Source organism: Rubritalea spongiae (genome assembly GCF_042652385.1).
Taxonomy (GTDB): domain Bacteria; phylum Verrucomicrobiota; class Verrucomicrobiia; order Verrucomicrobiales; family Akkermansiaceae; genus Rubritalea; species Rubritalea spongiae.
In genome coordinates, this window is the sequence record NZ_JBHSJM010000001.1 from 2,111,944 (window position 1) to 2,138,881 (window position 26,938).

Annotated in this window: 25 protein-coding genes; 22 read left to right on the forward strand and 3 right to left on the reverse strand. The window is 47.3% G+C overall.

The window, feature by feature from the left end; translation table 11 throughout:
• Positions 1-72 precede the first annotated feature (72 nt).
• Entirely contained in the window at positions 73-582 is a 510-nt protein-coding gene (locus ACFPK9_RS09500) for a hypothetical protein (protein WP_377094636.1), read from the reverse strand.
• A 291-nt stretch (positions 583-873) separates the two neighbouring features.
• On the opposite strand from ACFPK9_RS09500, the gene ACFPK9_RS09505 reads away from it, so the two are divergent.
• The 10 genes from ACFPK9_RS09505 (at position 874) to ACFPK9_RS09550 (ending at position 12,346) form a co-directional block, all read left to right on the forward strand.
• Positions 874-1,851, forward strand: coding sequence for a L,D-transpeptidase family protein (locus ACFPK9_RS09505; RefSeq protein ID WP_377094637.1), 978 nt, complete (start codon positions 874-876; stop codon positions 1,849-1,851).
• Between the two features lie 391 nt (positions 1,852-2,242).
• Positions 2,243-2,890, forward strand: a complete 648-nt coding sequence (locus tag ACFPK9_RS09510) for a 3D domain-containing protein (protein WP_377094638.1) — start codon at positions 2,243-2,245, stop codon at positions 2,888-2,890.
• A gap of 93 nt (positions 2,891-2,983) precedes the next feature.
• Positions 2,984-3,634: an endonuclease III gene (gene nth, locus ACFPK9_RS09515; RefSeq protein ID WP_377094639.1), complete on the forward strand. Its 651-nt coding sequence runs from the start codon at positions 2,984-2,986 to the stop codon at positions 3,632-3,634.
• A 289-nt stretch (positions 3,635-3,923) separates the two neighbouring features.
• Positions 3,924-4,700, forward strand: coding sequence for a MotA/TolQ/ExbB proton channel family protein (locus tag ACFPK9_RS09520; protein WP_377094641.1), 777 nt, complete (start codon positions 3,924-3,926; stop codon positions 4,698-4,700).
• Positions 4,701-4,775: 75 nt separating this feature from the next.
• Positions 4,776-5,228, forward strand: coding sequence for an ExbD/TolR family protein (locus tag ACFPK9_RS09525; protein WP_377094642.1), 453 nt, complete (start codon positions 4,776-4,778; stop codon positions 5,226-5,228).
• Positions 5,229-5,241: 13 nt separating this feature from the next.
• A complete protein-coding gene (locus tag ACFPK9_RS09530) occupies positions 5,242-5,697 on the forward strand; it encodes an ExbD/TolR family protein (protein WP_377094644.1) in 456 nt (151 codons plus the stop codon).
• Between the two features lie 15 nt (positions 5,698-5,712).
• Entirely contained in the window at positions 5,713-6,171 is a 459-nt protein-coding gene (locus ACFPK9_RS09535) for an ExbD/TolR family protein (protein ID WP_377094645.1), read from the forward strand.
• Between the two features lie 126 nt (positions 6,172-6,297).
• A complete protein-coding gene (locus ACFPK9_RS09540; RefSeq protein ID WP_377094646.1) occupies positions 6,298-9,351 on the forward strand; it encodes a tetratricopeptide repeat protein in 3,054 nt (1,017 codons plus the stop codon).
• Positions 9,352-9,376: 25 nt separating this feature from the next.
• Positions 9,377-10,423, forward strand: coding sequence for a Mul1B family putative transporter subunit (locus tag ACFPK9_RS09545; protein ID WP_377094647.1), 1,047 nt, complete (start codon positions 9,377-9,379; stop codon positions 10,421-10,423).
• Between the two features lie 75 nt (positions 10,424-10,498).
• Positions 10,499-12,346 carry a tetratricopeptide repeat protein gene (locus ACFPK9_RS09550; protein ID WP_377094648.1) on the forward strand — a complete coding sequence of 616 codons (1,848 nt, stop codon included), beginning with the start codon at positions 10,499-10,501 and terminating at the stop codon, positions 12,344-12,346.
• Between the two features lie 61 nt (positions 12,347-12,407).
• On the opposite strand, the gene ACFPK9_RS09555 is transcribed toward ACFPK9_RS09550, so the two are convergent.
• Entirely contained in the window at positions 12,408-12,683 is a 276-nt protein-coding gene (locus tag ACFPK9_RS09555) for an HU family DNA-binding protein (protein ID WP_377094649.1), read from the reverse strand.
• 234 nt (positions 12,684-12,917) lie between these two features.
• Between ACFPK9_RS09555 and ACFPK9_RS09560 the strand changes: the two genes are divergently transcribed.
• From ACFPK9_RS09560 to ACFPK9_RS09615, 12 genes are all read left to right on the forward strand, one after another.
• A complete protein-coding gene (locus tag ACFPK9_RS09560) occupies positions 12,918-14,264 on the forward strand; it encodes a YiiX/YebB-like N1pC/P60 family cysteine hydrolase (protein WP_377094650.1) in 1,347 nt (448 codons plus the stop codon).
• A 150-nt stretch (positions 14,265-14,414) separates the two neighbouring features.
• Positions 14,415-15,347, forward strand: a complete 933-nt coding sequence (locus ACFPK9_RS09565) for a F0F1 ATP synthase subunit A (RefSeq protein ID WP_377094652.1) — start codon at positions 14,415-14,417, stop codon at positions 15,345-15,347.
• 92 nt (positions 15,348-15,439) lie between these two features.
• The gene (locus tag ACFPK9_RS09570; protein ID WP_377094653.1) at positions 15,440-15,634 is read left to right on the forward strand and encodes an ATPase; all 195 of its coding nucleotides are present in this window, start codon (positions 15,440-15,442) and stop codon (positions 15,632-15,634) included.
• A gap of 91 nt (positions 15,635-15,725) precedes the next feature.
• Positions 15,726-16,268, forward strand: coding sequence for a F0F1 ATP synthase subunit B (gene atpF, locus ACFPK9_RS09575; RefSeq protein WP_377094654.1), 543 nt, complete (start codon positions 15,726-15,728; stop codon positions 16,266-16,268).
• Between the two features lie 47 nt (positions 16,269-16,315).
• On the forward strand, positions 16,316-16,708 hold the full coding sequence (locus ACFPK9_RS09580; RefSeq protein ID WP_377094655.1) for a F0F1 ATP synthase subunit delta: 393 nt from the start codon (positions 16,316-16,318) through the stop codon (positions 16,706-16,708).
• 61 nt (positions 16,709-16,769) lie between these two features.
• Positions 16,770-18,302: a F0F1 ATP synthase subunit alpha gene (atpA, locus tag ACFPK9_RS09585; RefSeq protein ID WP_377094656.1), complete on the forward strand. Its 1,533-nt coding sequence runs from the start codon at positions 16,770-16,772 to the stop codon at positions 18,300-18,302.
• Positions 18,303-18,384: 82 nt separating this feature from the next.
• The gene (gene atpG, locus ACFPK9_RS09590) at positions 18,385-19,281 is read left to right on the forward strand and encodes an ATP synthase F1 subunit gamma (protein ID WP_377094657.1); all 897 of its coding nucleotides are present in this window, start codon (positions 18,385-18,387) and stop codon (positions 19,279-19,281) included.
• Between the two features lie 103 nt (positions 19,282-19,384).
• Complete coding sequence (gene atpD, locus ACFPK9_RS09595; RefSeq protein ID WP_377094658.1) at positions 19,385-20,851, forward strand: F0F1 ATP synthase subunit beta; 1,467 nt, start codon at positions 19,385-19,387, stop codon at positions 20,849-20,851.
• A 70-nt stretch (positions 20,852-20,921) separates the two neighbouring features.
• Positions 20,922-21,332 carry a F0F1 ATP synthase subunit epsilon gene (locus ACFPK9_RS09600; RefSeq protein ID WP_377094659.1) on the forward strand — a complete coding sequence of 137 codons (411 nt, stop codon included), beginning with the start codon at positions 20,922-20,924 and terminating at the stop codon, positions 21,330-21,332.
• 138 nt (positions 21,333-21,470) lie between these two features.
• Positions 21,471-21,902 carry a P-loop nucleotide/nucleoside kinase family protein gene (locus ACFPK9_RS09605; RefSeq protein ID WP_377094660.1) on the forward strand — a complete coding sequence of 144 codons (432 nt, stop codon included), beginning with the start codon at positions 21,471-21,473 and terminating at the stop codon, positions 21,900-21,902.
• Positions 21,903-22,119: 217 nt separating this feature from the next.
• On the forward strand, positions 22,120-22,845 hold the full coding sequence (locus ACFPK9_RS09610; protein ID WP_377094661.1) for a sialate O-acetylesterase: 726 nt from the start codon (positions 22,120-22,122) through the stop codon (positions 22,843-22,845).
• A gap of 322 nt (positions 22,846-23,167) precedes the next feature.
• On the forward strand, positions 23,168-24,154 hold the full coding sequence (locus ACFPK9_RS09615) for an MBL fold metallo-hydrolase (RefSeq protein WP_377094662.1): 987 nt from the start codon (positions 23,168-23,170) through the stop codon (positions 24,152-24,154).
• A gap of 51 nt (positions 24,155-24,205) precedes the next feature.
• Here the strand turns inward: ACFPK9_RS09615 and ACFPK9_RS09620 are convergent, their stop codons facing one another.
• A complete protein-coding gene (locus tag ACFPK9_RS09620) occupies positions 24,206-26,905 on the reverse strand; it encodes a sulfatase-like hydrolase/transferase (protein WP_377094663.1) in 2,700 nt (899 codons plus the stop codon).
• Positions 26,906-26,938: the final 33 nt, after the last annotated feature.

Below are 26,938 nucleotides of genomic sequence, written 5' to 3' on the forward strand. Positions count from 1 at the left end.
GAACTGGACACGAAAAAACCTGTGAATCGAGGAGACTCACAGGTTATCTTAAAAAGAATAGGATCAGACTCTTTACTGTGTCACAACTGGAGCACTGTCACCAGTGTTGGGGATAGGCCAGAAAAGATTTTGTTGAGGACCTGAGAGTGATTGGAATCCAACGATTGATCCACCTGGAAACTCGATTGGGCTAACTTTAGTACCATTCGCTTGAGCGGTACCGTTTTCGGCACTGATTTTAGTCAGAGCGGCGACGATTGCTGGTTTAGCATCAGGAGCAACAGCGAAAGCATAGCTTGCAATTTGTGAGGCCATCTTAGGAGCGGCTGCTGTTGCGGCTTCAACGATTTGCCCAACGAGCTCTGGCTTCGCATTGGTGGAGGTGATCGCAGCTTTTACGATGTCACCCGCACAAGCTTCGTTTTGTGCAACGAGTGTCGCAACGAGTTTGAGAACGTTCTCAGGAGCTTTAGAAATTTCAGACTTCGCGGTCTCTGCTACGGAAGGGCATGCTGAGTTATCAGCTGCGAATGCTGTAGAAGAAGTGATAAGTGCCGCCAGTAATGCGATAGTGTTTTTCATAGGGAATATTGAGGGTTGCTTTATGCAGACTCTCTTTATCCTGAATGCGAACTGGGGGGCGCTTTCTCATTAGGAGTGGAGTTGTTTGTTGGTATTTATCGTACGTTTAAGTTAGTAATATACTAAATCTTAAGCGTCTTGCATCTCTGGTTTACGGAACGTCGAGGATCATGGCAAGCATTTTTTAAAATTTGCATTCATTGCTTAAGGTGTCTTAACTGATTGATGTTGAGTTTTTATGTTTTCGATATGGTGTTGCTTGTAGGTAGAGAGTTGAGGTATATGGATGGCATGGTGAAACTTTTAAAAGCATTCATGTTCGCAGCGATGGTCACTATGGCAGTAGGACTGAGTTCTTGTGCGACTAGTTCACACCAGGCGAAATTAGCACCAGGCGAGTTTGAGTGGCACCCTGAACGTTCTTCATCTGGGCCGGTGTTGATGGTGGTGAGTATAGACGATCAGATGGCGTATGTGTATCGAAACGGGGTACAGATAGCGCGTTCTACAGTGAGTACTGGACGTGCAGGAAAGGAAACGCCGACAGGGGTGTTTACTATTCTCGAGCGCAAGGTGGATCACGAGTCTAATATTTATAAGGGTGCGAAGATGCCATACATGCAGCGTCTCACATGGACTGGTATCGCAATGCACGCTGGCCAATTACCAGGATATCCAGCATCCGGTGGGTGTATTCGCTTACCTTATGCATTCTCTGAAAAGGTCTATGGTGTCTTAAGTAATGGTTCAACTGTAGCGATCACTCAAAAAGGCACGGTACCTTCCTATTCCAAAAAGCCGGCAAGCGTGCTTTTGGCGTCTCGGGCCCAGTCGCCATCGAATAAAGCGATTCCTGATCCGCAAGGAAAGGTCATGTGGGAGCCGGGTCGCAGCCGCAGTGGTCCGTACTCGGTTCTGCTTTCTTATGCAGATAAGACTGCATACGTATGGCGCAATGGGATCAAGATTGGGCAGAGTCCTGTGGCGATTATGCCGGGAGCGAATCCGCCTGAAGGTGTGTTCATGAAGCTAGAAGGAGGAACGGGCGCGCAATCCTGGTCGGTACTTAGCCTTAATAGCGGAAAGGTATTTGGCGATCCTGCTAGCGCTATAGCTAACAATGTTACTTTACCTCGTGAATTTCGTAATAAAGTGAGTGGAGTGCTCACGCCGGGAACTATCTTACTGGCGACTCGCGAGTCCTCGAACTCAAATACGATGTCGAAAACGAATTTCGGAATTGTGCAGCCAGAGGCTAAGCAGCCATAAGTTCACCTCGGTAAGTTTTAGTTCTTATCTGTGCAGTAGCGCTCTGAAGTGAAAGCGTAAGAATTTTCCTGTTTGTGGAAAATAGGGCTCTTATTTTCATACGGGCTCACTGTTTTTTTGTGAAAAACAGGAAATACGTACGTGAATTAAATCAAAAATCTTACAAAAACTTCTAAAATTTAATTTTTTTTAGTAACGCTGTGGAAGCTCGATAGAATGGGGGCTTAGCCAGCTTTTGTTTTTTAGAAAAGGCTTCTGGATGGGGGCTTGTTTTCAAAAAAGATTTGCGCTGTGCGAGAAGTCGTCTTAGAAGTCCGCCCCTTTACGGGCTTGGGACTTGTTGATAGTCAACATTCCATGATAAACATTTAATGAATTTTCGGCAATGATTATGACGAGCTTACTTCTAAAGGCAGGATTGGGATTAATTGCAGGTGTGGCGTTTACGAGCTGCTCAATGCAGAGCGAAACCTATGTACACGGCAAAAAGGTAGAAAAGGGCATGCCACATCCACCTAACCCAACGTTGGTCCACAAAGGGCAGCAGATGAGTCGTAAAGACAAGCATGGTCTGCCGACTTATAAAGTGACTGAAAAGGTGCGTCACGTACGCACGACTGCTTATTCTCACATGGAAAAAGAAGTGGGTTGTCACGGCTTGAAGAGTGCAGCGGGCTGTTCGCTCAAGTATACTGGTACAGTACGTAGTGCTGCTGCAGATTGGTCAGTTTACCCGATGGGAACGAAGTTTAAGATCAAAGGATTGCCATATATTTATGAGGTAAATGATTATGGTTCTGCATTAGTAGGCACAAATACAGTGGATCTCTTTAAGCCAAATCTTTCTAAGATGTACAAGTGGGGAACACGCCAAGTGGAGCTTACTGTGGTCGAGTGGGGCAGTTTTGAAAAGAGCCGCCAGATTCTTAAGGGAAGAACGCGTTATTCTCACTGTCGCAAGATGTATGAATCGATTGTGCGCAAGATGGATTCAGGCCAGTTGGCGCATTTGAGTAAAACCTCTAAGGTTACTATGTGATTGCGCGAAAGACTGATTTTTAAAGATGCCGCATGCCAAGAGGTGTGCGGCATTTTTCTTGGACAGGAGTGGGGGCTAGGGTAGATCTCTGACATGTTGAAAGCTGAAAGAGCGCAATGGGTCATGGAGAGGCTTGAGGAACTGTACCCTGAGACACCGATTCCCTTAGATCACAAAGATCCGTATACCTTGTTAGTTGCAGTTTTGTTGTCGGCACAATGTACGGATGCTCGTGTGAATCAGATCACGCCGGCTTTATTTGAACTAGCTGATAATCCGCAGGATATGGCGCTGCAGCCGGTGGAGAAAATTCAGCAAATTATTCGTCCTTGTGGGCTGTCGCCGCGAAAAGCGAAAGCGATCTCTGGCTTGTCAAAAATCCTTATCGAAAAGCATGAAGGAGAAGTTCCTAGAGACTTTACTGCGCTAGAAGCTCTTCCTGGGGTGGGCCACAAGACTGCCTCCGTGGTGATGGCGCAGGCGTTCGGGGTTCCGGCATTTCCGGTGGATACGCATATTCATCGTCTGGCTCAACGCTGGAAGCTGACGGATGGAAAAAGTGTGGAGAAAACCGAGGCGGATTTAAAGAAGCTCTTTCCCGCGGAAAAGTGGAATAAGCTGCACTTGCAAATTATATTTTATGGTCGAGATGCGTGCTCTGCACGCGGCTGCGATGGGACGGTTTGTGAGTTTTGCCGGACCATGTTTCCACGTAGAAAGTCGCCAGTGGTGACTAAAAAGTAGAGAGTGTTGAGATCTCAACTTATTAAGATATCTGTACTATGTGCTTTATATAGAAAGGATTCTCAGATTTTTTCTCTCTAAAGGTGTTAGGTCGGGATTGATGTAAATACTCTATTATCAGTATTTTTAGGGGGTTGCGGAATGAAATAGCTAAAAGTAGCGTCCATTTTTACAATTTGATCCTTTACTCGAGGCAAACGATTCGCAGAATCACTCTTCGCATATGGTTTGTTTCAGTACATCCATCTGTGAAAATCACATACACACCGACATCCATTCATAGAAAATCATGAAAAAATTCGCATATCGACCGTTCAAAACTGCAGGCCTTTCTCTTTTGGCAGCGTTAGCAACAATTTCCCCACTTTTCGCGCAGGAAGGTGGAGAATCTAGTGCACTTGATAAGTACCTTCTTGAAGGTGGAGGACTTACCATTTTCATTGTAGCTGTTGGCCTTCTTTCATTGATTGGTCTTTCTGTTTATAATTTTATTAATCTAGGTAAGGCTAAGTTTTGCCCGGATGATCTGAAGGCTGCCCTGCTAGACCATATGACTAACTGTCGAGTGCGTTCTGCGATTGAGCTTTCAGCTTCGCACCCATCTTACCTTGGTCGTATGTTAGCGTATTCTCTTCCTAATATTGACGCGACACAGCCAGAAAATCTCGGTCGTGATGCAGTGGAAGATGCGATTGCAGATTTCTCTATTAACGAGAATCGCAAGCAGATGATTTGGATTAACCTTATTTCACTAGTGGCACAATCCGCGCCGATGCTTGGTCTTTTCGGTACAGTATTTGGTATGATTGCAGCGTTTGCGACCTTGAAGGAAGCTGGAGCGAAACCAGACCAACTCGCTGGTGATATCTCCGTCGCTCTCTTGACTACGATGTGGGGACTTATCGTAGCGATCCTTTCTGTGGTTGCCTACTTTTTCTTCAAATCTCGTTACAACAATCTTGTAGCGGAGTGTCATCAGACAGCGGAGGAGCTTCTTAATGCTTCTATCCAGACTGTGAATGGTGACGCGCATCTAGCGAAGATCCCTGAAGGTCTTGCTGTTTAATCCCTAAACTTGGGGTAATATGGTGGTGTAAATTCCTAGGAGTTTACACCAATAATTCTAACATCAAGAAATCCTATGGCATCTAAAAGACTCAGAGCTCAACATGCACATGTAGAGGAAGAAGCAAAGATGGACATGTCTCCGATGATTGACATGGTTTTCCTCTTGCTGGTGTTCTTCATCGTGGTTTCCACACCGATGGTTGTTCAGCAAGATCCAGAAGTGGAGCCTTCTGTCGCCTATAATGCGAAAGCTCCAGATGATAAACGTGGTCGGATCGTAGTTAACGTACGTGAAGATGGCTCTATTTATCCAGTAGAATTCGATGAAGGTGAACTCGAAGAGGAAGCTGACATCGTTAAATATGTGCGAGAGCAAAAGGCGGATTTTGGCGATGGCTACAAAGTGAAGCTTCACCTTCGCGGAGATAAAGAATCTGTATTTAAGTACTCACGAAAAGTCATTCGCGCCGCTGCACAGGCAGGGGTGAATGATGTAATCTTCGCTGCGTACGACTTCGAAAACTAACCCTTTAAAATAAATGTCTCGACGTAAACACAGCACACTTACTGAAGAGGATGAACCAGAATTGGACATTTCGTCACTGATTGATGTCTGTTTCTTGCTTCTGATTTACTTCATGGTGACAGCCACTATCCAACCTCGTGAGAGTGATATTGGCTTGCAACTACCGAGTTTTGGTGGCGCGATCTCCAAGGCTGATGCCTCCGCGTTGATAGAAATTCAATCAGATGGATCGATCCTTTACGGAGGTCATGAGCGTCTGGATCTTGCGGCAGTCGGCCCCGAGCGAGAACTTCCTCAGCTCCAGCAACGTCTTGAAACCTACAAAATGGGTATACAAGCTGGCGGAGGGACTCCCATGGTTCAACTAGCAGTTGGCGGTGAGACTTCACAACAGTCCGTGATCGATGTGATGAACTGTCTTGTCGGTTTACAGCTCAGCAATGTTACCTTTACTGATTTACTCAACTAAAAACTTTTTAAATAAATGTCTCGACGTAAACACAGCACACTTACTGAAGAGGATGAACCAGAATTGGACATTTCGTCACTGATTGATGTCTGTTTCTTGCTTCTGATTTACTTCATGGTGACGGCCACTATTCAACCTCGTGAGAGTGATATTGGCCTTCAACTGCCATCATCTGCCGCTAGCTCTGTTCCATCAGATCTCGAGCCAATGCTGGTAGAGGTACAAGACGATGGTTCTGTCATCGTGAATAATGATGAGAAAATGGATCTTGGGGCGAGCGGTCCCAAGCGCGACTTACCACTTCTGCAACAACGCTTAGAAACCTATAAACTCGGGGCGGAAGCCGGTGGGGCCGAAGCGCTGGTGCAGGTTGCTGTCCGCGGTGAAGCTCCTCAGCAATCGGTAGTTGATGTACTCAACTGTCTGGTCGGAGTGGGTATTGATAAAGTTACCTTCACTGATTTCCAGGAGTAATTCACCACTTCCCAAAATCCTCTATAGCTTTCCGAAAAGTCTGCTATATTGCGGCTTAAGGTCTATTCAGGACGTTTTCTAAGGATTGCGTCCTTTTTTAATCACACACTTTCCAACACACCTATAATGAAAACTCAACATTCACTCACTCTCGCGTTAGCTATCGCTAGTGCTTCTTTGGTGGGATTTACTCCAAGCACGGTTAGTGCTGAAGCTATTGGAGTCGCTGTTCCCAAAGGTATCAATGCTCTGAAGGAAGAAAAATGGGCAGAGGCTCAGAAAATTTTTGCAGATATCGTCGCCGAACATGGCAAGCAGGCGAAGCAGATTGGCGATAAATTTGGTAATATCTATTACTGGAAAGGAAATGCTGAGTTAAAGTTAGCGTCTGAGGCGAAGAGTGCGGGCGATGTGGCGAAAGCGCGTGAGTTTTACACTCTGGCGAAGGAGTCGCTCGAAAATTGCTACAAGACTGGTAACAAGAGCGGTCAAAACCAGAGTCAGGTTAAGTCCCTGTTATTTAAAGGTCAGGCAATGCAGCAACTTGAGGAATACGCTGGTGCGATCGAAATGTATCAGAAGTTCGTCAATGAGCGTGCAGAGACGGATAGCTTTGACCCAGGCATGCTGAACATAAATATGGCGATTTGTCATTTTAAGCAAAAGCCAGCGAAACTCGCAGAAGGTATTCCATTTTTCGAGACGGCTTTGAAAAATAAAGAGCGCTGGGGACTTGCCGATGCACCGGTGGTTGGCACTTTCCAAGCGTTTACTGAGGCAGTGATCGAAGCGAAGGATGAAGCTCGCTTAGTGGATTTTGTGAACCAGAACCGCGCGGTGTTGATGCTGCGCCCTTTCCAAATGGTGCAGTTCACACCGTTTTATCAAAAGTTGGCGACCGATGCATTGAAGGCGAATATGCCAAATGCTGCGTATACTTTGTTTGCTCTAGTACCAGGAACTAAAGTGGCCTTGAATGATCTACAAGTGCTTCAGAACAAACTGAAGGACTATCCGAGAGAAGGCTTAAGAGATGGCGATGTGTTGATTTATAAGGAAAAGGTCAATGAGTGGTTAGCGGAACTCAGCAAAAAAGACCGTGATGGTGATCCGCCGGAAGTAGTTTCACTTTCAGCCCTCGCATTTACCCATGAGTCTAGCGGATATGATCTCGGAGCGCTTGCGGCTTATGAGCAGTTAGAAATGTATTTCAAAGGTTCTGACCGCCGTGAAGATAATCTTTATAATCTAACACGAGTTGCCTACAGCTTAGGTGATATTGAACGTACAATGAAGTATGGTAGAGCCTTTAAAAAGGCTTTCCCTGAGAGCGATAAAGCTGATGTTACCTACACAATCATGCTTACTGGACTCTTCCAAGGTGGTGAGTATGTGGAGTGTGAAGAGCTGGCTCGTGAGACTTTAGTAGCATTTCCTGAGAAATCTAAGATTAACGATCTTGCGATGCACATGGAGGGCGCTTCTCTGTTTTACCAAGGGAAGTACAGGGAGTCTTTGCCGATTCTTGAGGAACACCTGAAGAAGTATCCAGAGAGTGAATCGAGGTTAGCCACATTGTATTTCGTAGCTTCAAATTTAGGGAAGGTACAGGACTGGGCGCGTTCAGCATCGAGCCTGGATTCATTTATCAAAAAGTATCCTGAAGCGGCTGATAACCCATACTTGCCATATGCTCTGCTAGATAGAGCGGATGCGGCATATAATTTAGAAGAAGATGAGGTAGCGTTGAAAAATGTGGAACGCTTACTCGAAGAATTCCCAGAAGTTTCTGTGATCGATGCAGCCTTGATCATCAAGGGTAAAGTCGAACAAGAAGCTGGCGAATACCAGAAGGCAGCTGCCAGCTATAAGGAGGCATTAGATTTCGCTAAGAAGACTGGAAAGACCTTTGGGAAAACGGAAGCACTCTACCATCTTGTTGCTCTGTTAGGTAAAGATGAGATTGACAAAAAGGCGAACCCGAACATGAAAGAGGCTTTGCCTTACTATGATGAGTTTTGGGATAAGCATGCTCAATCACCATACGCGACTCAAGTGGCTGTAGCTGGTATGCCAGCGATGGTCGAAGCTGGGCGTACGGAAGAAGGTTTGAAGAATCTCAAGGATTCTATCGTCAGAGTGGCCAAGCAGAAAAATCCAGCAGGCTTGGATCGCGCGATCAATTCTTACACGACGAGCTACCTCGCTGCGAAGAAGGCGGCAGGAGTGGATGCTGTGACAGCGGCCAACGATCTTAAAGAGCACTATTATTCGTTCCCAGTACCTAACAATGATGTAAGAAGTCGAGCACTTCTGATGTTTGCGGTACTTGGAGTGTATCAAGAAGGCTACAATGCTGCGATCAAGGCTAAGGACACGGAGTTGGCCAATCAGAACCAAGCGCAGATTAATGCCTTATTTAAGGTGATGAAAGCTGACTTCCCGTTGGACAAGCTTTCGAATCAAATCTTGGTGAGTATCGCAGATTATCTTAGAGCTAAAACGGCATCTCCGCGCCAAGCGATTCCTTATTATGAGGAGTTACTTAAGCGTCCAGATAAGAGCGATTATCTCGCAGCACGTTTCGGAATTGCAGACGTACTTGGCCAAGTCGGTTCCAAACAGGAAATGAGTAAGGCGATTAAAGATCTTAAAGCGATCTATGCTGAGAATAAGGATTCTAAGAATAAGGAAGAACGCTCCGCTGCGAATGGTGCGCAGAACCGAATTATCGCCATTTATGCGAAGCAAGGAAACTATGATAAGGCGATTGAGGAAGGTCTTGCCTACCTCGACTCGAAAGATTCTACTTATCGTAGCGATGTTCAGCAAGTTCTTGCTGAGTCTTACGATGCGAAGAAGGACTTCACTAATGCAATTAAATACTACGTGATCGTCTCTAATGGTAGAGATGCCATTGTGGCTATTCCGGCAAAGAACCGTGCTACTGAATTGATGTGGGACTACGGTGTTGAATCGGGTGGTAAATCACGTAAGCAAGCAGCCTACGAGGTTGCAGCGATTTACATCAAGTCTAGTCGAGATTGGTTCGATAAGAACAAATCTGAAATACCAACAGAAGCGCGTGAAGCTTGGCTGGAAATCGAAGCTCGTGTGAAAAAATGGGAAAGTAGCGGGCAAATCAAAACTCTTGAGCAACTTGCTGCTGAGAAAGGCTAACTTTTAAACTTTAAATTCTATCATTATGAAAATTTTATCAAAAGTCGCCACATTGGCTGTTGCATTGACAGTGTCTGCAGTAGCTCAACAGGCGTCTACTCCCGGCACCATTACATTAAGCGATGGTTCTACACGTAATGGCTACATCGTAGGTTCTACCAAAACCAGCCTCTTCTATCTTGAAAATGAGGGAGATGAAAAACCACAAAGCGTTCGAATGAGCCAAGTGGATGGTGTCTACCTAATGCAGCCATCGGACTATACTGAAGCGATGGAGCTTTACCAAGACCGTAAGTACAGCGAGGCTGCAAAGCGCTTTGATGAGTTGAAGAAAAAGTATAAGAAATTAGAACTTCTTCCTGACAATTTCCATCATCTCGCGGGTTACTACAAATTGGAATGTTTGCGGAAGCAAATGGATCTGCCGACGTTAACGAAAGAAGTGACCAACTTTGGTACTCCCGAACTTCTGAGAGAGTATCAGCAACAGCAGTTAGAAGCATATGCATTCTGGACAGGAATCAATGCCAAGGCTTGGGGGCGTGTGATCCGCATGGCTGAAGATTGGCAGTCGAAGCGCCTTCCTGTTTCTATCAGAGCGCAAGTTGCCTATTGTCATGGTTTAGCATTGGAGAAAGAAGGCAGATCTGAAGATGCTCTTTTCGCCTATGCGATTGCGATGACTGCGGATTACACTCAGTCTGAAGTTATTGTTCGGAATGCGGTCATTAATTCACTGCGCGTCTATAAATCGCTTCCTGCAGTAGAGAAAGCTCTGAAGAGTAAATCTGCAGAGCAACCAGACCTAGTGAAGGCGGGAGCTCTAGCAGCACTTTATGAACGCGCTGGCTTAGGTGCCGGTGTAGCGCTACCAGCAGAGTACAAGGTTTTCCTTGAGTACGCTCCAGAAGTGGTTGTACCAGATGAAAAGGGGAAACCAGCAGCAGCTAAGGATGCCGGCACGCCGGAAAAAAAGAAACCAGCGGAAACGGCAAAATCTGCAGCACAAAAGAAAAAGCCAGTAGCGCAACCAGCTCCTAAGAAAAAAGCGACACCTAAGAAAAATAAATAGCCTAGGGCAGTCTATTAGAACCAAGTTTTAGCACCTGCTTGATAAGTTCTAGCAGGTGCTTTTTATTTAGATGTAATGAAGTCTCTGTTATTAATATTACTCTGTGCTGGTAGCTGTTTGGCTGATGATGCAGCGGGAGCGAGCGCGCTTGGAGAGTTATTTGACAAAGGGGAGTACCAAGAGGCAATCGAAGCCTCCCGCCTCGCCTACGAACAGGGAGATAAGGAGACGAGTTTATATGTTGCGGCTGCATCTAGCAGTCTTCTTGGAGAGTATCGCGATGCTGTCGGGTTTTGTCGTAAATACCTCGACGAAAACCCAGAAGGTAAATATCTGGTTGAGATTGCCTATTACTATGGGGTGAGCCTTGCACGCATGGGTTACCGCGAGCGAGCAGATTTTTTACTTCGGCAGTTAGTCGATTCCGCAGAGGGAAGGTACAAGTATTTGTCTATGTATGAACTGGGTTTGCTAGAACTGCGAGCTGGTAATTATACAGAAGCAAAAAATTATGGAGAACAGTTAGTCGCTAATGAGCTAGACGCTGAGCAGGAAGTTCAGGCTCAGTTATTGTTGGGACAGGTGTTAGAGTCCACTGGTGATCGCGAAGCGGCGGAGAAGTGCTACTTGTCGGCCTACCGTATTGCGGAGGCTAATGAGCTCAGTTCTAGCCAGGAGGAATGCTTATTCTATCTGGTGGCATTTTACGGCAGGGAGAAAGTCATGGGAGAGCCAAACCTTGAGATGGCGAAAGCGCTTCCCCATTATGAGATTTTTGAAAAGAGCTTTCCAGAATCCGAGTACCGAGCACAGGTCTTGATGGCTAGCTTGCCAGCCTTGAACGAAGCTGGGAGGGTTGGAGAGGCTATTGAGAAGTTAGAAATGGTAGTGCAGGAGGCACTTATTGCTGGAGTGGAAGCTGGTGTTCAAGAGGCTGCGAAAGCTTTACTTTGGGCGAGAATGGATCAAGGCGAGGAGATTTCGAAAATACGTGAGGAGTTGCTTGCTGAGAGCTCCGAGAGCAGTTTTTTTTATCAAGCAGTTATGCGTTCTGCTCTAGCAGATATATACGAAATTGGCGCTGATCAGGCCCACCTAAGTTGGGGACGGCAAATGAAGTTTCGCACACTTGCTCGAGGCTTGCGCTGTGGTTTGCTGCTATCTACTGATAATGAATCATTTCCAAGTTTCGTACAGCTTGAGTTAGGTGAACTGTCGCTCGAGTCGGAAGGGGCTGCGACTGATGCTGAAGGGTATTTTGAACGAGCATCTGATTCTAAAGTGGAGGAACAGAAGTTGTGGGCTAAACTTGGATATGCCCGAGCTCTGGCTCAAAAAAGCGACGAGCAACTAGATCAGGCACTTTCCATTTTGAGAGATTTAGAAATTCGTGGAGAAGGCAATGTAGAGCTGTTAGATGATGTCTTGATAGAACAACTGCGGGTGCTTGATCAGTTAAGTCAATGGGAAGAGTTAGAGCAGAAATCACAATTTTATTTAATGCAGAACCGATTGAAACAACATCGAAACCAAGCACATTATTATTTGGCGAAATCGTATGACAAGCAGGGTCAAGTGGAGGATGCCATCGCAAAATACACACACATATTTACAGCGGCGACTGGAGATTTAGCTGTTTCGGCTCCGGCAGTGGAGCGACTAACTCAGCTTACGTGGGTGAGAAATATGCCTGCGCAGGGAGGTCAGCTTGCGGATCGGCAAATTGCTTATCAGTTGGCGAACCGCTATTTTAGTTTGATAGAAGATGCTCCAGAGTGGCGCAAAGAGCTGCCAGAGGTGGGTTCGCATTTAGTGGCTATCCGTAAAAATATAAGCCAGTGGGAGCAAAGTGGAGAGGTGGAAACGGTGGATGAAATCCTCGATCAAATGCGCAAAGGTGAGCGTCCAATTATTCGTAAATAGAGTACAAAAAAACCTCATCACTACAAGTGATGAGGTTTGTAAGTAGTTCTTTCTATGTATATTAGAGAGAGTTTTTGAGCGTAGAGGAAGCCTTGAAGCCAACGGTCTTGGACGCCTTGATCTTCATGGATTCGCCAGTCTTAGGGTTGCGGCCCATACGAGCAGCGCGCTTCTTAACTTCGAATGTGCCAAAGCCGATAAGTTGGACTCTTTTGTCCTTCTTAACGCCAGTTGCGATAGACTCGAGTACTGCAGAAAGTGCGTCTTCAGCAGCGCGCTTAGTTGCATCTTTCCCGAGGTTTTTTTGGATTGCTTCTACAAGTTCAGCTTTATTCATAGCGCTACACTTTTCGCGAACTACCAATAGTTTGTAAAGATAAAAGAGAAGAAATAATCCTTATAGAATAAGGGTTTTAAGCTTGCTAAGAGTTCTGTTTTCAGTGTAGTTGCGCGTCTATTTCCTTTTAAATCGTACAGTAGCAATTGTTAGGTCATGTTAGTATATAGTTGATAGATATAAATATTGACTCTTAAGGTTTTAATTTCCTACACCCCATGGAAATTTATGTCGATGTCTGTAACAACGTATGAGGTGATCTTGGAGCAGGTGGTATCTGCGGCTAAAGGGATTCCGCTACGTAGCGAATTAGTTGAGCTGTTAGGTGATGTCGAGGCTGCGCAACAGCGTGGTTATTTTATGCCTCACGAGGATGAACGCTTGCGCGAACACTACCGACGTTATTTGCGGTTGAGAGTTGTTTTGTTAGGTGCGATTACCGAACTCGAGCCGCATTGGGATGATCAGAGCGACTGGGAGGATTGCATCCGTTGTTTTGCGGTGGCGTATACTGCTGCGTGTGTGTTGATGAGGTCGGCTGAGTTTGTAGTGGATCTGGCTGGTGATCGGTTTTTGGTATGGAAAAAGTTAGATGAGGCGGAATCTCGCTACGGCATTCCGCGTCGAAGCTTCAGTGCGATTTACAAGAATTTAACCTCGCCCAGACGGATGTGGCGTTTTTATGAAGCGGTTTTGTTTTGGGAGCTGCATGCAGAGGAAGTTATGGATTTGCGCAAGGAAGGTGGAAGGCTTGCCGAGCTGATTGATGTGTTAAAGGAGGAGATTCCCTTCGTGCAGAAGAGTAAGAAGAAGTATTTGAGGCGTCAGCTGCAGTATCGGGTGTTTTCATTTAAGCGCAGGCAGCATTCGGGCTTTCGCAAGGTGATGTTCCAGCTGTTTAGAATTGGTGGCAATGTGGTGGCTGAAGCGAAGCAGCCAAAGTTGGCTCTGAAGAAGCAAAAGCGGGTGACACCGCGTGTCTTAGCAAAGGCATGGGCTGTATTGCAGCCAGGAGACATTATTGTGACGCGGCATGATGAAGCTCTGAGCAATTTATTTCTGCCTGGATTTTGGCCGCATGTGGCGATGTATGTTGGGAGTGAAGAACGGCGTAAGGAGATGGGAATAGAAGCCGCAGGAGTAGAGGGGGCAAATGTGGTAGAGGCGAAAAAGGATGGAGTGAAGCTACGAGCATTGACAGAGACGCTGGCGGTGGACGCCTTTGTTATTCTCCGACCACAGCTAAATTCTACAGCGATAGCAGCTGCCGTTCGCAGTGCATTGAGTCATGTGGGAAAGCGATACGACTTCGTTTTTGATTTTCGCCAATCGGATCGCTTAGCTTGTACTGAACTAGTGTATCGAGCCTATCAGGCTGCTGCTGGTGTGGACTTTCAGTTAGAGGAACACTCGGGTAGGTTGTGTCTGCCGGCAGAGGCTTTGATGAATCAAGGCATTGAAATGGGAACATTTGAGCCGGTCGCAATGTATGGAGTGGGAGGGATGAAAGTTTATCTTGGAAATGAGGCGAAAATGCGGTTGTGGGAGAGCTATGCAGCAAGTTGGGAGATCAGGGATTAGGAATTGTTGCATGTAGCTGTCATAATTAACATTTCCTAACATTAAGAGGCACTTCGTATGACTAAGAAAAATATCACGGAAGGCGCTTATTTTCAGTGGCTTAATTTGACTTTGTGAAAAATTTCACAAATAGACTTGCTCGCTTGTTGTGTGGCGGTTATTGCACTTGCGCTCGCCCAAATGGAGCGACTCAAAATCATGGCTAAGAAAACGACTTTCCTATCACTGATCCTCTTGTTCATCACAATGGGTTTTGGCGCTGCAGCTGGCGGAGAAGCACCTGTGCTTCCTAAGACGGCTATTCCTCTTCATTACGTGAATGATGAGCCAGGTTTTTTCTCTAACTCCACGGTGAGTGTTTGGATTGCGGTTCTTCTAATCGTTCTTTTCTGTCGTGCAGCAGCCGGCAAGATCAGCGTGATTCCTCAAGGCTTCCAAAACTTTGCAGAGTGGGTGATCGAGTCCCTCTATAACTTTTTCGGTGGTATTCTCGGTGAGCACCTTGTGAAGAAGACATTCTGGTTCTTCGGTTCTACTTTCCTTCTTATTATTCTTACTAACTACCTCGGGCTTCTTCCTGGTGTGGGTACTATGGGCTGGGGGATGGACTCCCACGGGCACTTCACTCATCCGCTGATGCGTGGTGGTAATGCCGATGTGAATATGACTGCTGCAATGGCGTTCTCTTTCGCGATTCTCTGGTTTGTCTGGGCGATTCAAGAAAATGGACTTAAAGGTTTCTTCGGTCATATCTTCGCACCTAAAGGTAAGTTTGGCGGTCTCATGGCACTCGTGATGATCTTCATCTTCGGTGTGGTCGGCGTGCTTGAGCTCGTCTCCATCGCCATTCGTCCAGTTGCTCTTTCCTTCCGTCTCTTCGGTAATATTTACGGTGGTGAGCAGACTCTCGAAATTCTGATGTTCCTCGGTGGTAACTGGTTCGGCTGGCTCACATCCCTTCCATTTTACTTCATGGAGCTTCTAGTGGGTGGCGTGCAAGCGCTAGTATTCACACTCCTCTGTGCGGTGTTCCTTAAACTTATCTGTGAACACGACGATCACGACGAAGAGCACGCTCACTAATTTGACAACTCTCAGCCCTCGGATCCATAGCATAGCGACCGTGGAGGAGGGCATGAACACAACAACAAAACAAAAATAGAAATAATACTACTATGGAAGCAGCACCACTTCACCTAGCACTCGCCGCATTCGGCGCAGCCCTCGCAATCGGTCTCATCGGTTTCAAAGCAACTGAAGCAACTGGTCGTAACCCAGGCGCAGCAGGCCCGATCCTTACTCTCTCCATCATTCTTGCAGCGCTTTGTGAAGGTATCTTCATCCTCACGCTCTTCGTTGCTGGCAAGTAATTCGTAACGGATACATTTTACCATCCGCTGCCGCACGATGAGTGGTAGCGGATTTTTACCCAAATTTTTCATCAACTAAACTTTTACGATAATGATCACACTACTCGCAGCAGCAGGTGCAGAAGCATCAGCAGATGCCAACCTTCTCGAAACATTCGGAGTGAACTGGAGGCTTTTCACATTCCAGCTTATCAACTTCGTCATTGTGATCGTTGTTTTGAAGAAGTTTGCGTTTGGCCCAATCACCGCAATGCTTGAACAGCGCAAAAAGCGCATCGCAGAAGGTGAAGAAAAGCTTAAGCGCATTGAGACACAGTTAGCAGAATCTGAAGAGTCTACAGCAGCAGCTCTTGCAAAAGCTAACGACGATGCAAAACGCCTTATCGAAGAAGCGAAGCAAAGCTCCGCAGCGCACACTGAGGAAAAAACTCAGGAAGCGATCGTCAAGGCTCAGGAAATTCTCAACAAAGCAGAAGCGACTGCAAAGGCAGAGCGCGAGCAGATGGTTTCCGAACTCAAGTCAGACTTCGGTCAGCTTGTGGTTTCCGCTACTACAGCGGTCACTGGCAAGGTGCTTACTGATGAAGACAAGAAGCGCATCAACCAAGAGGCACTCACAACAGTCGAGGGCTAATCTCAATTCATCAATTTTTTCAAACGTCGATCGTCATCCTATAAACCATGAAAGTAACTAAAGACGCAGCCGCAGCCGCACGCCGACTTTACCGCCTCTGTAACGCAGACGGTTCACTCGATGAAGCGAAGTTCCGCAAAGTTGTAAAGACTGTTGCCGAGCGCAAGCCGCGCAACTTCCGTGGAATCCTAGTCACTCTCAAGCGCTTGCTTGAAATCGACCTCGCCGCTAAGCACGTCACAGTGGATAGCGCCGAAGAACTCGATGCCGCGACTAAGGATAGCATCGTAGCAAAGCTTACGACACAGCATGGCAACGACCTCACATTTGAATACAGAGTCAACTCTGCCCTCTTGGGTGGAATTCGCATCCGCAAGGGTGATGATGTCTGGGACGGCACACTTAAGACCCGTCTCGAAAACATCGCCTCTGCGTTTTAACCAAATCCCAAAACGAATCCCACAACAGGGTAATTTAACCAATCTAACCAATAAGTAAGCTATGAGCAGCATTCTTCAGGAACTCGAACAGGAGATCGCAAACGTATCGACCTCCGTCGGTAAAACCAACGTAGGTACCATCCGTGAAATCGGTGACGGTGTGGCTAAAGTAGAAGGTCTTAGCGACGTTCAACTCAACGAAATGATCGACTTCCCTGGTGGAGTTACTGGTCTCGCACTTAACCTTGAAGAAGGTGAAGTCGGTATCGTTCTCCTCGGTGACTACCGCAAACTTAAAGCTGGCGACGAGTGTAAGACCACAGGTAAACTTCTCGAAGTTCCTGTAGGCGAGGCTCTCCTCGGCCGTGTTGTTGACACACTCGGTAACCCAGTAGACGGCAAAGGCTCAATTGAAGCTGCTGCTCACTATCCAGTTGAGAAAATTGCTCCTGGTATCATTAAGCGTAAGTCTGTTTCTGTTCCAGTGCAGACAGGTATCATGGCGATCGATGCAATGGTGCCAATCGGCCGTGGTCAGCGTGAGCTTATCATTGGTGACCGTGCGACAGGTAAGACAACTATCGCAATCGATACTATCATTTCTCAGTCTAATCAGAACAAGGCTGCTGAAGCCGGTAAGCTTCCAGGCTTCAAGCCAATGAAGTGTATCTACGTTGTGATTGGCCAAAAGGCTTCCAACGTTGCTCGTATCATCGCTACTCTCGAAGAAGCAGGTGCTATGGAGTACACCACTATCGTTTCTGCTTCCGCTGCTGACTCTGCGGCTAACCAGTACCTCGCACCATACACAGGTTGTGCGATTGCTGAGTACCTCATGGACAAAGGCGAAGACTGCCTCATCGTATTTGATGACCTTTCCAAGCACGCTGTAGCTTACCGTCAAGTTTCCCTCATTCTTAAGCGTCCTTCCGGACGTGAGGCTTACCCAGGTGACGTTTTCTACCTTCACTCCAAGCTTCTTGAGCGTTCCGCACGTCTCTCTGAGAACGCAGGTGGTGGTTCCCTTACAGCGCTTCCAATCATTGAGACACAAGCTGGTGACGTATCCGCATACATCCCAACAAACGTGATCTCCATCACAGACGGTCAGATCTTCCTTGAAACTGACCTTTTCAACCAAGGTATCCGCCCAGCGATTTCTGTTGGTCTCTCCGTTTCCCGTGTAGGTTCTTCTGCTCAGACAAAGGCGATCAAGAAGGTTTCTGGTACAACTAAACTCGACCTCGCTCAGTTCCGTGAACTTCAAGCATTCGCTCAGTTCGGTTCCGATCTCGATGCCGCTACTAAGGCGAAAATCGAACGTGGTCAGCGTATCGTTGAGCTCTTCAAGCAGAACCAGTACTCACCACTTTCCATGCAAATGCAGGTGGTAGTTCTCTTCGCGATGCAGAATGGATACTTCGATGATGTAGATGTAGAGCGCATCAACGAGTGTCAGGCTGCGCTTGAAGAATTCTTCAACACACGCAAGGCAGATGTTCTTCAGCTTATCGCTGATGATAAGGCAATCACAGATGCAGTGAAGTCCGGCCTCACACAGGCGATCGAAGACTTCAAAGGTTCTTGGAAGTAATTCCACCCATTAGGCGGGCAGTTTGAGAAGCTGTCCGCACTTTCTCCCTTTCTCTAATCCACACGCTACTGAAATTTAAAAAATGGCAAATCTGAGAGACATTCGTCGCCGCATCAAGTCGGTGAAAAACACAGCGCAAATCACCCGCGCGATGGAGCTCGTTGCAGCGGCCAAGATGAAAAAGGCCCAGGATCAAGCGCTCGCTGGTCGTGCATATGCTGATGAGCTCAACAAGGTGCTCGTAAATCTCAAAGAAAACGTGGATGAGAATGCTCACCCACTGCTCGAGAAGCGTGAAGGGAATAAGACTCTTACGCTCGTCATCTCCACCGATAAAGGTCTTTGTGGCGGTCTCAATGCGAACCTTCTCAAAGAGGTGACCAAAGCAGACACTGGCGAGACTGAGTACGTGACTGTTGGCCGTAAGCTTCGTCTTAGCCTGATGAAGGCCAGTAAGGAAATCAAAGCGGATTTCGTAGTAAAGGACCCAGTTCCTTTTTCTGAAGCACGTCCTATTTCCAAGTTCCTTACTGAGCAATTCCTCAGCGGTGAATACGATAGCATCAAGGTTGCATTCAACGACTTCAAATCCACCATGGTCCAAGAGCCAAAAGTGGTGCAATTGCTTCCAATCGATTCGAATGCTCTCGGTGAAAAGCAGGAGTACGAAGGTGTAGGCAAAGACGATGTCGCCGAGACGAATAAAGTTGCGGCACTTGAGAAAGAATATCTTTTCGAGCCATCACCATTGAAGGTGCTCGACACTCTTCTTCCACAGTACGTGAACTTCCAAGTCTATCAGATGTTGGTTGAGTCTCGTGCTTCCGAGCATTCCGCTCGTATGGTTTCCATGAAGGCTGCTACTGACAACGCGAAGGACATGGTCGCAGACCTCACCCTCGAGTTCAACAAGCTCCGTCAGGCAGCGATCACTGCAGAACTTCTCGAAATCACCACTGCCATGAAGGCGATGGAATAAGGTAGTTGGCAGTTCTCAGTTGGCAGACTGACTGGAACTGCATCACTTCATACTACCCACTTTATACTTAAACAAATTTACTAACTGATAATACAACAAAACCATGAGTAACGTAGGAACAATCGTTCAGGTCATCGGCGCGGTTATCGACGCTGATTTCTCGAACGCAGATAATCTTCCAGACATCTATAACGCTCTTGAAGTCAACTATGACTTCGGAGGCGTACAAACTAAGCTCGTTTTAGAGGTGCAACAGCACCTTGGTGACGGCTGGGTTCGTGCGGTAGCAATGAGCACTACAGACGGTCTTAAGCGTGGTATGGACATCTCCGATACAGGAGCTCCTATCACAGTACCAGTTGGCGAGCAGGTCCTTGGCCGCATTTTCAACGTCACAGGTGATCTCGTAGATGAGAACGTACCACTTGCAAACGCTGAGAAGCGTACAGGTATTCACCGTCCAGCACCAAAGCTTGTTGACCAAGCAGCTTCCGCAGAAATCCTCGAGACAGGTATCAAGGTAATCGACCTTGTTTGTCCATTCCTCAAGGGTGGTAAAGTTGGAGCATTCGGTGGTGCAGGTGTTGGTAAGACAGTTGTTATCATGGAGCTTATCAACAACATCGCACTCGGACACGGTGGTTACTCTGTATTCGCCGGTGTAGGTGAACGTACTCGTGAGGGTAACGACCTTTACTGGGAAATGATCGAATCCGGCGTTATCGCAGTAGAAAAAGATGCTGACGGTGAGCCAGTGATCAATGCTGACGGTACTCCAGTTCTCAAGCCGGAAGGCTCCAAAGTAGCTCTCGTATACGGTCAGATGAATGAGCCTCCAGGTGCACGTCTCCGTGTTGCTCTTTCTGCTCTTTCCATGGCGGAATACTTCCGTGACGAAGAAGGCCAAGACGTTCTTCTCTTCGTTGATAACATTTTCCGATTCTCTCAGGCAGGTTCTGAGGTGTCTGCCCTTCTCGGCCGTACACCATCTGCTGTGGGTTACCAGCCAACTCTCTCTGAGGAAATGGCAGGACTCCAGGAGCGAATTACTTCTACTAAGAAGGGTTCCATTACATCCCTCCAGGCGGTTTACGTTCCTGCGGATGATTTGACTGACCCGGCTCCAGCGAACACATTCGCTCACCTTGACGCGCAGGTTGTTCTTGAGCGTTCCCTCGCGGAACAAGCTCTCTTCCCAGCGGTTGACCCACTCGCTTCTACTTCTAAGGCACTTGCTCCAGAAGTTGTTGGTGAGCGTCACTATAAGGTTGCACGTGGTGTACAGGGCGTACTTCAGCGCTATAAAGATCTTCAAGACATCATCGCGATTCTTGGTATGGACGAACTTTCTGACGAAGATAAGATGTCCGTATTCCGTGCTCGTAAGATCCAGCGTTTCCTCACACAGCCGTTCTTCGTGGGTGAAGTATTCACCAACGTTCCTGGTGTTTACGTTTCCATCGAAGAAACAATCGAAGGTTTCGAACAGATCCTCGACGGTAAGTGGGATGACGTACCTGAATCCAACTTCTACATGAAGGCTGGTATCGACAAGGTATCTCGCGACTAATTTAAGACGCTGGTGGTGTGAAGCCACCAGCTTATCTTAAATCACAAATTTCAAATTTTAGATTCTACTCATGCTTCATCTCGAAATCGTTACTCCTGAGAAAAAAGTACTCTCAGAACAAGTAGCAGACGTCTATCTACCAGCAGCTGATGGTGAGATTGGTGTGCTTGACTTGCACGCATCTCTCGTTACTGCACTCGCTCCTGGTGAGCTCCGCTACCAGAAGGACGGTAAGGAACACGAGCTTGCGATCGGTTCTGGCTTTGCCGAAGTTTCTGACGACAAAGTCATCATCCTCACAGATATGGCTCTTGGCGAAGACGAGATTGATGAAGCGGCTGCACAAGCTGCCATCGAGCGCGCTGAGGAAGAACTTAAGAATATTGACCACAGCAAGCAGGCTGAAGATCTCGCAAATCTCCAAGCGTTGATCGCTCAGAATATGGCTAAGCTGAATATCAAGCGCAAGCGCCGCCACTAGTAGAACAGGCTATCAGCCTCTTTAGTGAACAAAGCTTACGCTTTAAAAAGTATTATCAGTAACTGCCCCGTCTGGCTTACCGCCAGCCGGGGCTTTTTGTTACTAGCGTTTATTGAGATGGAGGGTTAGAAGCATTACATGCAGACATTACATGTGGTTTGTGGACTTCCTGCAGTAGGGAAGACGACTTATGCGCTAAAGCTGGCGAAGGAGCTGGGTGCGGCATTTTTTGACAGTGACACGGCTACAGACCTAATAATTCAGGCTGCGCATCGAGCGGCAGGGTTAGATCCACACGACAGAGACTCACAGCTGTATAAGGAGACCTATCGTGAGCCAGTGTATGAGACCTTGTTTGCCTTAGCCGATCAGAACCTAGCGCATACCGATGTTATTATCGCGGGGCCATTTACCCAGGAACTAGTGGAATGTGAAGCGTGGGAGTGTGAGCTGCTGGAACGCTTTAGCCCGCACTCGGTGGAAATTCATCATTTGCAGATCTCTGAAGAAGTAAGGCTGCAACAAATGAAACAGCGCTGTGCGCTGCGCGATGAAGCGAAGTACGGTTAGAAATGTAGTTTATTATCATTCTCTCGGTATTGAGCTCCTGATACGAGCTCTCTCTATTAAGGTTTAGTGTAAAGCATTTGAATAAATGCCTTTGCGACTATTACCAATGGGCAAACTCACTTCGATGGTTTCTTAGCATATGCTGAAATGTCTATGGATGTGTTTCGAAAGTTATTGGATGCGAAAGAGTTATTAGTTAGAGTGGAGATTCCCTGTTATGAAAACTTCCATCGTCACTTTGCTTTTTTGTTGTTCTGTTTTGATTTCTCAATCAGCTCCACGTCCGCGTCATTTGTTTATTTTTGCGGGTGAGAATAATATGGAATCGCTCAAACCTGAGCGCACCGTGATCCCGCCCTTGGTGGACTTGGATAAGGATCTTAAAAAGGTAGATTTGCTATGGATGCGGATGGCTCGCAGAACGATGGCGATGCATGATGTTGATTCTGATTGGACAGATTCGGACGGCAATGAAAAGGCGAGTTATGGATCGGGCTATTCGAAAACTCAGGCGAAAGAATACGAGCGCTTATTGGAAACTGCTAGAGATACGGCGCGTAAAAAGGAATGCGATACGATCGTGTTATTTTGGATGCAAGGGGAGAGCGATGCGCAAAAAGGGTGGGGTGATCAATACGCCGCGTCTTTTCAGCGTTTTGTGAAGCAGTTAGAAGCAGATATGGAGTTGGGTAAGCTGGACGTTGTGCTTGTTCGTCTGTCTGATCATGGACTACAGGAAAAGTGGCAAAAAAAATACCCAGATTGGGCAAAAGTACGTGCTGCTCAAGAGAAGTTGGTGCATGCAAACAAGGGTTGGATCCTGATCGATACTGACGATTTAAATGGAAAGCAGAATAAGCTCCAATTTGATAAGAAGGGGATAGAAACCCTGGGCGAGCGCTACGCTGAAGCTGCGCTTAAGTTGGTGGGCGCGGTGAATTAAGTTCTTGTTTTCAAGTGAGAGGCGAATGATCCATGCCATCTCCGAGAGATGAAGCTAGGCTTTCCAGTCAATAGAGATAAGTGGATCTATCGTAACTATATATCCCATGGCTGATAGCTTAATTCACTATTAGAGCGTGTTGGCCTAGCGTAATGAGGTTTCTCAGCTGCAACGCTTCCAGCGTTGTTTGGATGGCTGACCTAAGAACCCCCATGTGGAGGGCTGCGCCAACTGGGGGGAGTGAAGTCCGCTGGACTGCTGCGCTTTTGCTGAGGTTGTATTTGTTCTTGAGGCAATATGATCTTGAAGATTAGTTTGTTGAATGCCGATTCATGATTCCCATTCGCGACGCAATTTTATTGGGCTCAGCAGTGCTTTGTTAGGCGCACAACTACTTTCAGCGAGCGCTAAGGCCCAAGGGGAGAAAGCGTCTGCAGGGCTTGAGCGCAATCCTACTGTTTATTCTTTTATGATAGGTGATATCGAGGCTTGGTCGATTAGTGATGGGAGATTTGATCTACGAGCTGGTTTGAAGTTAATGTATCCAGAAGCGGAGCGCGTTGAGATGTTAGAAGTTCTCGAAAGGTATTCTGAGCCGACTGATAGCATACCACTTTACGTGAACATTCTAGTGATTAGAAAAGGCAAAGAGGTGGTGGTATTTGATGCAGGTTTTGGGGCGCCTCGGGGTTGGTTTTATGATGGCTTGAAGCAAATCGGGATTCACCCGGATGAGGTCACCGCGGGAATGTTAAGTCATGCTCATACGGATCACTTAGTGGGGTTTGTAAAAAATGGAGAACCTTATTTTAAGAATGCGAAGATCTATGTGACTCCAGAAGAGTTGGGGTTTTGGACTCAGAGCGAGCCAGATTTTAGTATGTCTAGGCGTGATCCGAAAAGTATTCCTCGGATGGTTAAAACGATAAAGAAACAGTTTAAAGCCTTGGAGAATGTGCTGGTAGAAGTGAAGGCAGGGACTGAGTTGTTTGATGGTTTAGTGAGGGTCGAGAATGGATTCGGCCATACACCGGGTCATGTGTATTTTCGCATTTGCTCAGGAGAAGAGGAATTGGTACACATTTCTGATTTGGCGCATCACCACTTGTTGATGTTTGATGATCCGACTTGGTGCATTGGGTTTGATCACAATCCGACCTTAGCGGTGGAGTCACGCAAGCGCGTGTTTAGCGAGTTGGCTGAAAAGAGGTCGCGGGCTTACGGCTTTCATTTAGCCTATCCTGGGCTTGGTAGAATCTTAGCTACTGAAAAGGGTTACCGGTGGAGTGCAGAAAGATTTGAATGGTAGTGAAGTGATGAGCCGGAGGCGTTGCTAATGTGTCGTTTTGCGAACGAGTGGTTAGGGCTTGAGTTCGACCGAGAAGAATTTGCGGTCCGCTGTGATGGGGATATTGATAGTCGTTTCTGATTCGCTAAGATCAGCAGGTAAATTTGGAGTGTGGATGTTCCAGCTGGATGTAGGGGAAGACAGGTCGAGGCTGGAATGAAGGTCAAAGCTGAGGCCTGGGCTAGAAGGCCAAGTGAGGGTGATGGAGCCGTTTGATTGCACTATACTGCTTACACGGAAGCGTTCATTAGGATCGAGGGGGTCGAGACCAAGGCGAGTTTCAGCGTAATCGTCTGTGTTGTCGGTATCCGTGTCAGGATTGTCGGCGCTGGTTTCTGTTAGACCGAGGAGGCCATTGGCATCTAGGTCTTCTTGTTGGTCGGTGAGTCCGTCGAGATCTGAATCGACGAGAGAGCGTGAGCCGATGTTAAAATCGATAAAGAAGGGGTCGTCGATGAGGTTGCGCGTTGGTTTTTCAGCAAGGGTAGGGTTATGAGCTGGCCAGAGTTCTCCGTGGCTGCCCCAAGAGTTATTCAACTCTTGAGCCATGGCTCTGGCCATTTTTAGAAGCTGTTCAGGGTTTGATGAGGCGAGGTTTTCTGATTCATTTGGATCAGATGCTAGATTGTAGAGTTCGAAGGATTCGTAAGCAGAGTCCTCATGAGTTTCACTGTTGGCGATGGATTCTTCGATGTGATAGCGGTAAATAATTTTCCAGTCACTCTCACGGTAGCAGGTGAAGTAGTTACTGCGGTGTTCGTGGGGCATGTGACGCAGGATTTTCTGTGGTCGGTGGGTTCCGGCCTCTGTGCGGAGGTAGGGAGTGAGATCGTAGCCGTCCATAGTAGGCGAGGATTGTTCAACGAGGGATAAAATCGTTGGAGCAAGGTCTTCTACAGTGACCATGTCGTGTTCGACGCTGGCGGCGGGGATGGGAAGCGTTTGTTGGAGTGAATTGTTAGAATCTGGTGTCGCCCAAGTGATAATGAGAGGGACGCGGATGCCGCCTTCGTAGGCTGAGCCTTTTTTACCACGCATGGGGAAGTCATCGAAAAAGATGCCACGTGGCCAGCCTTCGTCCGAGAGAGCGGGTGAGTCACTACCGTTGTCGCCAAGGAAGAAGACGAGGGTGTTTTCTGCGACACCGAGCTCGGTGAGTTTAGCCATGATAGCTCCGACTGAGTTATCGACGCTCTCGACCATGGTGGCGAATTTGGCGTGGTTTGTGTTGTAAGCATCAGAGTAGTCGCCGATGGCGTCGGTTGCGTTGTAAAATGCGGTGTGGACGTCTCGATAAGAAACATAGGCAAAGAAGGGATTTCCGAGGGTGACGGCGTTTTCTAGAGCCGCGTTGGTTTTGCTGGTCATGACGGGGGCTTTGACTAGGCCGTCATCGCTGACATCGAAGCCGATAGCGGTGGGGTTTTGTTGGTGGCTCATGTGGTCTTTGCCAATGAGGAAGGTGTGATAGCCGGTGTCCTTGAGGAGCTGCGGGAGGGTGACGTCGGTGCCGTCCATGCCGAGGTAGCGCCAATTGTTCGGGCCACGATGAGTTTTGATACTAAATGATTTGTTGTCGACAGTTTGGTAGGCATTAAGATGAACTGTGACTCCGTGGCGTGGGGAGTTTTGGCCGGTCATGAGGCTGACGCGTGTGGGACTACACATGGGCATTGCGTATGCCTGGGTGAACTTCATGCCGTTTGCTGCGAGGGAGGCAATGTGAGGAGTTTTATAGAAATGATTAAAAGCAGTGATGAGAGGAGTGCCAGAGTAGTTGTATTGGTCGTAAGCAAAGGGGACAGAGGTGTCCATGGAGCCGTAATCGTCGATTAGGAAGATTAGTACATTTGGCCGTTCAGGTCCGACATGTACGGTGAGTTGTCTGCTGGAGTTGTCAGTACTGTCGCTTGCTGTAAGGCTATAAGTGGTGCTGGAATTTGGGCTGACAGAGTAAGAGCTAGATCCTGTGACATTAATGTTTCCTGGGTTGAGAGTAAGATGGGTGGAGTTAAATGTAGACCAACTAAGCGTGGTGCTTGAGCCAGGTTGTATATAATTCGGGTCTGCTTCAAAGGAGCTGATGAAAGGGGTGGTGAGGGAGATAATTTCTAATCCGCAAATGGCGGAACGGGAGTCGGAGGAGTTTGGGTTGCCAGTTAGAGTAAAGGAGTTGCCAGTAAGTCCTGTGATCACGACTGTCTTGTCGTTGGAAAATGTGCCATTAAAGTAAGCTGAATCGAGGATAGTTGCAGTTTTAGTGTTAGTTCCATCATCGATAAAGTAGTCCATGGTACGTGTGCCTCCGTCGTTAGAGTCACCGTAGATGACTATGGAGTAGCCAGAGGCGTAACTGGCTGGAAGGTTGCTGATCGTGAGTGACTCGTTTTGTTTGAAGCCGATCCAAGTTCCCATCATGACCCAGTCTTGAGATTGGGATTCCCAGCCAAGTGTGTTTGATTTGATGAATCCGGCGTTGTAAGAGAGGCTGGCTGTGGTGGCGCTTCCTGAAGTATCACTGAGGATGATGCTTGAGCCAGTTTGTCCAATGGCGTTATTCCAAGTCTCTGTGGAGCTTGTGACGACTGTGCCGTCTGGACGCGAACTCATGCCTGCAGCAATGGCGTTGGTCTCATGGATTGCTACTTTGATTTGGGCTGAGAGCGATGCAAAGGAGGCAATCAGGCCGAGCGGGATGAGGTAGGTTTTCATTGGGCACCGTGTAAAAAAGGCCGAAAAGGAATC